The organism is Candidatus Sulfotelmatobacter sp. (assembly GCA_035498555.1).
In the GTDB taxonomy this organism is placed as follows: domain Bacteria; phylum Eisenbacteria; class RBG-16-71-46; order RBG-16-71-46; family RBG-16-71-46; genus DATKAB01.
On the sequence record DATKAB010000065.1, the window covers coordinates 1 to 7,455 of the forward strand.

A 7,455-nucleotide genomic window follows, 5' to 3' on the forward strand; every position below is an offset into this window, starting at 1 on the left:
CCGAAGCCCTTCTTGTCGACCGCGCCCGCCTGATCGAGGAATCCGGACTTGGTGTAGAGATTGCGAAGCTGCGGCACCTTCAGGTCCTGCGACGATGCCACGTGCGCGCCCGCCACCATCTGCCGGTTCGTGCCGGGCCCGAAGTTGGCGGCGGTGTGGCAGTCGGCGCAGGTATTGGAGCCGTCCACCGGAGTGTTGAAGAAGAACGTGGCGCCGCGCTGAGCGCTTCCCTGTCCGGGCGGCGCGTCGGGCAACGTGCGATCGAGATTTTCGTGTGGATTGGGCGGGTAGGTGAGCGCCATCGCGAAGTCACCCATGGCTGCGAACTCGCTGTCGGGCAGCGGCGCCGCACGCCCCATCAAACTCACGATCGCCCCGCTGAACGCCTGGAAGTTGGCGCGATCGCCCCGCCAGTGGAACGGCGCGGTATTGGCGAGCCCGCGCAGCGACTGGGTGACGAGCGGCCCTTTCAGCGGGTGCGTTCCCGACAGCCCGAGCGGATTCGGAACCGGCGGCGGAATGAAGGCGCCGAACGGATCGCCGAGATCCCAGCCCAGATCGTCGGTGTCGCCGAAGATATGGCAGCTCGCACAGGCCTGCTCGCCGTGCGATGAAGTGTAGCCGCCGTAGAACACGCGGCGTCCGTTCACGATCGCGTCGGGCGTCGGGTCGAAGCCGATGCCGCTCACGTCGAGCGAGCTGAAGTCGGTGGTCGAGAGCGTCTGCAGCTGGTTGTGGAAGCGCCCCACCACGTACAGCCGATTGCGGGCGTCGTCCACCACCACGCCGCTCGGCCCGGCCACGCAACCCACGCGCGCGAGCACCGTGCTGGCGGCACCACCGGCCGGATTCAGCACGCCGATCTTGTTGTCGGCGAATGCGGCGACATAGGCCCGCAGCCCGCTGCTCGAGAAGCCGATCGCGCTCGGGATGCCGAGCGCCGAATCGGCCTCGGCCTGGGTTCCCGGCGTGGTGTCGAAATCGATGTGCGGGTTGAGCTTTCTCTGCACCACGTTGCCGGTTCCGAAGTTCACCACGCCGAGGTTGGTCTCGACGGTGTAGCCGGTGATGCGCGGCTCGTAGCGCAGCACGTTCCGGCCTTCGGTGCCGGCGTAGAGGATGCGCGAGTCGGTCGGGCTCACCGCCAGCGACATCACCGTGCTGTTGTTGCCGCCGAAGGTGCGCGAGATGGTCTGGCTCGCGGTGTTCAGCTCGACCACGTCCACTTCGCGCACCGTGTACTTCACGTGCGAGTTCCAGAGATCGCCGTACATGTCGTACCAGCCGGTGCTCTGGTACTGGACCACGATCCCGGTCGGCGGCGCCGGAGGAAGGCCGCCATCGGGCGGCATGTCGTAGTCGGGCGGCATCGAATCGGGCGGCAGCTTGTTGGGCCCGAGAATCGTGGTGTGATTGCCCGAGCCGAACAGTGCCACGTAGACGCGGCTGCCGTCGGCGGTCCGCGCCAGCGCCCTGGGCAGGTGGCCCTGCGCGTCGATCACGTTGGGCGCGGTGGAGAGATTCGACGGGTCATAGACCTTGACCACGTCTTCCTGCGACACGCTCACGTATGCGCGGGTCGGCGTGCCGGCGAACACCACGTCGCCGGGTTCATCCCCGACGCGCAGGGTCGCCTGCACGTTCATGGTGGTGAGATTGACGATGCTCACGTCGTCGGAGAGCTGGTTCACCACCCAGGCGATGCTGTCGTCGAGGGCCGCCACCGACACCGGCTCCAGCCCCACGAAGATCTCGGCGACGCGCGCGGGCGTGTCGCCGGTGAGATCGAACACCGACAGGCGATTGTCGGGCGTGTTCACCACCAGCAGCCGGTCGTGCGAAGGCGTGAGACAGGCGGGGTGAACGTGGGGCGATTCGAAGTGGACGAAGTCGGGCGCGTCCATCGGCCGCGACTGGAGATGCTTCGGTGCGGCGGAGAGTCCGGCGGCGAGAGCAATCAGAGCAAGCGCGAGCGTGACTCGACGCATGGAGAGACTCCGGACTTCAAGACGAGGTTGCGGCCGCTGGGGGGTGGAGGCCGGAGGACGTGAGCCGAACGATGTCGCGTCATTGTAACACGCCCCGCGCCCCGTCCCCAGACCGTAATGGCGCGGCTCGCGGGCGGAATCCGGGGATGGGCGGAGGCTGGACCGAGGCTAGCGGCGGGCGACCGCGGCCAGGAATCCCGGCCCGGCGCGCTGGACCGCCGCGGTCAGCGCGGTGTCGGCGACACCGGGGTCGCAGACCACGTAGGCCCGTTTCTCCCGGACACGAACGTCCGCCGCGCGCACTCCGTGGACCTCATTCAGCTGGGCCATCACCGCGCTCGCACAGCCCTGGCAGGTCATGCCCCCAACCTCGAGCGTGACGATCCGGCTGTCGGCCCGCGCGGCCAGATTGATGGGGCGCGGCAGCGTGCGCAGCTCGCGCATCAGCCACGGGCCGCCGGCGCCGAGCAGCAGCACCGCCAGCACCAGCGCCAGGATGTTGAGACCGTCGGATTTCATGGGCGTCGCACCTCGTTCGGCCGGACCGGGGCCAGAGACTAGCGCATCGGGACGCCCGGCGCCTCGGCCTGGTGACGAGCGGCTCGCGCTCTCAGGGCCAGGTCAGTGCGCGGTCGAGGTCCCGGGCGCCGCGCCCCGCCGGTACTGCATGAAGAGCAGCAGCGGTAACGCGATCAGGAAGGCACAGCCGAACAGAATGAAGATGTGCTCGAACGACAGCATCATCGCCTGACGGTCGACCTGTCGTTCCACCACCGCCAGTGCGCGCGATTCCGCGCCACCCGCCGAAGCGCCGCGCGCCATGAACAGGCTGGCGAGCGCGGCGATCCGATCGCGCGCGGCGGGCTCGTAGCGACTCACGTGCTCGACCAGCAGCGCGCGGTTCTGCGCGGCGAAGCGCGGCAGCAGGGTCGCCGACACCGCGATGCCGACGCTGCCGCCCAGCTGGCGCATGAGATTGAACAGGCCGGTGGCGGCGGGAATCTTGTTCATCGGCAGCTGGGACAGGGCGAGATTGGTGAGCGGCACGAACACCAGCCCGAGCCCCACGCCGCGCACGATCAGTGGCCAGAAGAAATTGCGCTGGCCGCTCAGGGTGGTGAACTGCGACCACTGCCACATCGCCAGCATGAAGAGCAGCGCGCCCATCGAAATGGTGATGCGTGGATCGAAGCGGCCGAGGCGCCGCGCCATGATGCCCATGGTGAGCGCGCTGGCCAGCGCGCCGGGCAGGATCACCATGCCGGTCTGATTGGCGGTGAAGCCGAGCACGGTCTGGAGGTAGACCGGCAGCACGAAAACGGTGGCGTAGAGGCAGATTCCCAGCACGCCGCCGATCGCGACACCCGAGGCGAAGGTGCGATTGGCCATGATCCGCAGGTCGATCACCGGATGCGGCGTGCGCAGCTCGTGCCAGACGAGCGTCGCCAGCGATCCGGCGCTCAGCAGCGCCAGCCCCACGATCTGGCGCGACTGGAACCAGTCGAGCCGTTCGCCGCGCTCGAGCATGGTCTGGAGCGCACCGATCCCGACGGCCAGCAGCAGCAGGCCCGGCCAGTCCACCCGGGTCGAGCGCACCTGGAAGCGCGAGTTCCGGAGGTAGGTGAGCGTGAGCGCCAGCGCCACCGCGCCGAACGGGATGTTGATGTAGAAGATCCAGGGCCAGGCCAGCGCGTCGGTGATCCAGCCGCCGAGCGTCGGCCCGAGCGTCGGCCCCACCATCACGCCGACCCCGAAGATCGCCATCGCCGCGCCGTACTCCTCGCGCGGGAAGACCTCGTAGAGCACGGCCTGTGCGGTCGAGAGCAGCGCGCCGCCGCCCATGCCCTGGACGATCCGCCAGAACACCAGCTCCGACAGCGTGTGAGAGTTGCCGCAGAAGAACGAAGCGAGCGTGAACAGCGCGATCGAGGCGGCGAAGTAGCGGCGCCGGCCGAAGTAGGCCGAGAGCCAGCCGGTGATCGGCAGCACGATCACGTTGGCGACGATGTAGCCGGTCGAGACCCACGCGATCTCGTCGAGCGTGGCGCCCAGCGTGCCCATCATGTGCGGGATCGCCACGTTGACGATGCTGGTGTCGAGCAGTTCGAGCACCGACGCCAGCGTCACCGTGATCGCGATGATCCAGCGATTGCGGTAGGACTCGAGGTCGGCGCGCGCCGGATCGAACCAGGCCGTTCGAGCGGCGTGCACCGGCGCTCCGTTGTGCGATCCGGCCGCCGGCAGAGTGGTTGCCGCCATCGCTGCTTACTTCGTGACGACGGTGGCGGTGACGCTCATGCCCGGACGCAGCGGACGAGCGGGATCGATCGGGCCGTCGAGCCGGATGCGCACCGGAATCCGCTGCACCACCTTGGTGAAGTTGCCGGTGGCGTTGTCGGGCGGCAGCAGCGAGAACTTGGCGCCGGTCGCGGGACTCAGGGATTCGACGTGCCCGGTGAACTTCTTCCCCGGATACGAATCCACTTCGATGATCGCCTTGTCGTCGGGCACCACGTTGCGCACCTCGGTCTCCTTGAGGTTCGCCACCACCCACACGTCGTCGAGCGGCACCACACTCATGGTCGGCTGTCCGGACTGGACGAGCTGGCCGATCTCGATGGTCTTGCGACTCACCACGCCCGAGATCGGGGCGGTGACGCGCGTGTAGGACAGATTGAGCTCGGCCTGATCGCGCGAGGCCATCGCCGCGAGCAGCCGGGCGTCGGCGCCGGTCAGCGCGGCCTTGGCCGCCTCCACCTGCTTCTGCGCGGCGTTCAATTCGGCGTCGGCGGCGAGCGCCCCGGCTTCGGCGGCGTCGAGCTGCTGCTTGCTCACCACGCCGCGCGGCGCCAGCGTGCGGTAGCGATCGAGATCGGAATGCGCGCGATCGTCATTGGCCTTCGCCTGCGCGACCGCGGCCTCGGCGGCCGCCACCTGCGCCCCTGCCTGGCCATTCAGGCCCTTGCCGCCGGCGGTGGCGCGCGCCGCGGCCAGGTCGGCTTCCGACTGCGCCAGCCTGGCGCGGAAGTCGCGATCGTCCAGCTCCACCAGCACGTCGCCGGCGTGAACCGGCTGGTTCTCGACGGCATGAATGCCGGTGACGTAGCCGGTCACGCGGGCCAGCACCGGCACCACGTAGCCCTCGACCTGCGCGTTGTCGGTCGAGACGTGCGACAGGCCGTAGAGATACCGGTTGACTCCCAGGGTGCCGAGTCCGACGAACACCACCGCCAGGATGATGAGTCCAACCGGCGGCTTCTTCCGGGGCGCGGCCTCGCGCGCCGCAGAGCTCGCGCCGCGCGCGCCCTCGTCGGCGCCGTCTTCCGCCGGCTCGCGATTCGCGGCGCCGCGTGTCTGGGTCGCAGGCTCGGTGCGATCGAGATCCCTGCGTTCAGCGTGTGCCGTGCTCATCCGATGTCTCCTTCTCGTCCGCTCAGCGGAGCGTGCGGGCCACGCCCACCGCCCGCGCCAGGGCCACGCGCGCCGCTGCGACCGCGAAGCGCGCCTCGATGTCGACGTCGCGAGCCCGGATCAGCGAGGACTGCGCATCGATGACTTCAATGTTTCCGGCTACTCCATTCACGAATCGCTCGCGCGCCTGCGCCAGCTCCTCGCCGGCCAGCGACAACCGCTCGGAAGCCACCTGCTGCTGCTCGCGGCCCGAGGCGATGTCGAGCAGCGCGCCACGCACGTCGGCGGCGATCTGATCGCGGAGATCCTTCTCGCGCACCTGCGACTCACGCAGCACCGAACGCTGCTCGCTGATGCGCGACTCGCGGCGCCCGCCGTCGATCAGCGGCCAGGTCAGCGCCAGCCCGTACTCGTAGGTGGTGACGCCGTCGTAAGCGTGCTGGCCGCTCAGTCCCCAGTCGCCGAGCGCCTCGAGCCGTGGAATCCGCTCGCTCGAGATCGCCGAGGCGTCGTACCTGGCCTTGGACTGCGCCGCGCGCTCGGCCATCAGCTCGCTTCGGCGCTCGAGTGCCGTGCCCACCGCGGTCTGCGGCTCCTCGGGCGCGTCCGACATCGCCGACTGGCTGCCGAGGGTGTCGGTGAGCACGAAACGGGTGCCGGGATCGAGCCCGAGCGACCGCGCCAGGTCGATCTGCGACTGGTCGGCGAGATTGCGCGCCAGGATCAGCTGGCTGCGCGAGACCGCCATCTGCGAGCGGGCGCGCGTCGCGTCGATGCTGGGCGCGGTGCCGGCCGCCTGCTGGGCGTTGGCGAGGTCGAGCAGGTCGCTGGCGATCTGCAGGTCGGCCTGGCGGGCGGACACCAGCTCCTGCGCGCGCACCGCGCGCAGATAGGCCAGCGCGGTGCTCTGCGCGGCCGTCTCGGAGGTGGTGCCACGATTGGCCTGCGACTGACGCTCGCCCTGATCGGCCGATTTCACTTTCTGAATCGCGGCGATGTCCACGATCGCCTGGCTGGCGTGAACGCGCGCATCGAACTGGCCGACCGGTCCGATCGGATCGGGAATCAAGGGTGACCCCGGGATCGAGGGGAAGGTGATGCCCTGGGCCTTGAGGCTGAAGGTGCGATTGAAATCCGACGCCGTGCCGCTGATGCCCGGCAGGTATGCGCCGCGTGCCTCGCCGATCCGCGCCTTCGCCTGATCGACGTGGAGCTGCGCGATCTGCACCGCCGGGGTGCCGCTGGCGGCCGCGCGCACCGCGTCGGCCAGCGACAGCCGCGTGGCGGTGTCGGGTGCCGCCGCGTCTTGGGCGAGAGCCGCCGGCGCGGCGCTCACCGCGAATGCCAGGAGAAACCACAGAGTCGCGGGGTCTGGGGCGCGACGAAGTTTCATGAGGGGCCTCGCGGACTTTCGGTTGAGAGCAGGCCATTCAGGAAGATTTCGATGTGCGCTTCGAAATAGCGACGCGGGTCGAACGACGCCTCCTGTACACAGGTGGCGAAGCTGTGCTTCCACAGCGCGGCCGTGAGCATCGGCGCGATACTCAGCCGCACCGCGAGCGACGGATCGAGCCGGCGAAATTCGCCGCGCGCCATGCCGAGCTTCATCGCGTGCTCGAACAGCTTGATGTTGCGCTGCATGACTTCCTCGTAATAGAACGCGGCCAGCTCCGGGAAGCTGCCGGCCTCGCTCATCATCAGCTTGGCGATGCCGCTGGTCGGCCCTTCCACCACCCGGTCCCACCAGCGCGTCATGAGCAGCAACAGCATGTCGCGCGCGCTGCCCTGGAACTCCTGCACGATCTGCTCGATCGCGGCGATGTTCTCGACCACCTTGGCGCGGACCATCGCCTTGAAGAGCGACTCCTTGTTCTCGAAGTAGTGGTACATCGCGCCCTTGGTGATGCCGGCGCGGCGCGCGACATCCTCGAGACGCGTCGCGGCGTAGCCCCGTTCCACGAAAACTTCGAGCGCCGCGTCGAGCAGCTCGGCGGGGCGCGCTTCCTTGCGCCGGCGCCAGCGCGGCCGATCGGCGTGCGCGAGCGTTGCGCGGACG

General features: G+C 69.1%; 6 protein-coding genes. All 6 read right to left on the reverse strand.

Features of this window, described 5'->3' with window-relative positions; genetic code table 11:
- Nucleotides 1-1,988, reverse strand: a 1,988-nt coding sequence (locus VMJ70_06035; GenBank protein ID HTO90673.1) for a hypothetical protein, incomplete at its 3' end; no start/stop codon positions are given.
- A 168-nt stretch (nt 1,989-2,156) separates the two neighbouring features.
- The gene (locus VMJ70_06040) at nt 2,157-2,507 is read right to left on the reverse strand and encodes a heavy metal-associated domain-containing protein (protein HTO90674.1); all 351 of its coding nucleotides are present in this window, start codon (nt 2,505-2,507) and stop codon (nt 2,157-2,159) included.
- A gap of 102 nt (nt 2,508-2,609) precedes the next feature.
- A complete protein-coding gene (locus VMJ70_06045; protein HTO90675.1) occupies nt 2,610-4,247 on the reverse strand; it encodes a DHA2 family efflux MFS transporter permease subunit in 1,638 nt (545 codons plus the stop codon).
- 6 nt (nt 4,248-4,253) lie between these two features.
- Nucleotides 4,254-5,399, reverse strand: a complete 1,146-nt coding sequence (locus VMJ70_06050; protein HTO90676.1) for an HlyD family secretion protein — start codon at nt 5,397-5,399, stop codon at nt 4,254-4,256.
- A 22-nt stretch (nt 5,400-5,421) separates the two neighbouring features.
- A complete protein-coding gene (locus VMJ70_06055; protein HTO90677.1) occupies nt 5,422-6,792 on the reverse strand; it encodes a TolC family protein in 1,371 nt (456 codons plus the stop codon).
- A partial coding sequence (locus VMJ70_06060; GenBank protein HTO90678.1) for a TetR/AcrR family transcriptional regulator occupies nt 6,789-7,455 on the reverse strand: 667 nt, incomplete at its 5' end. The genes VMJ70_06055 and VMJ70_06060, both read right to left, overlap by 4 nt.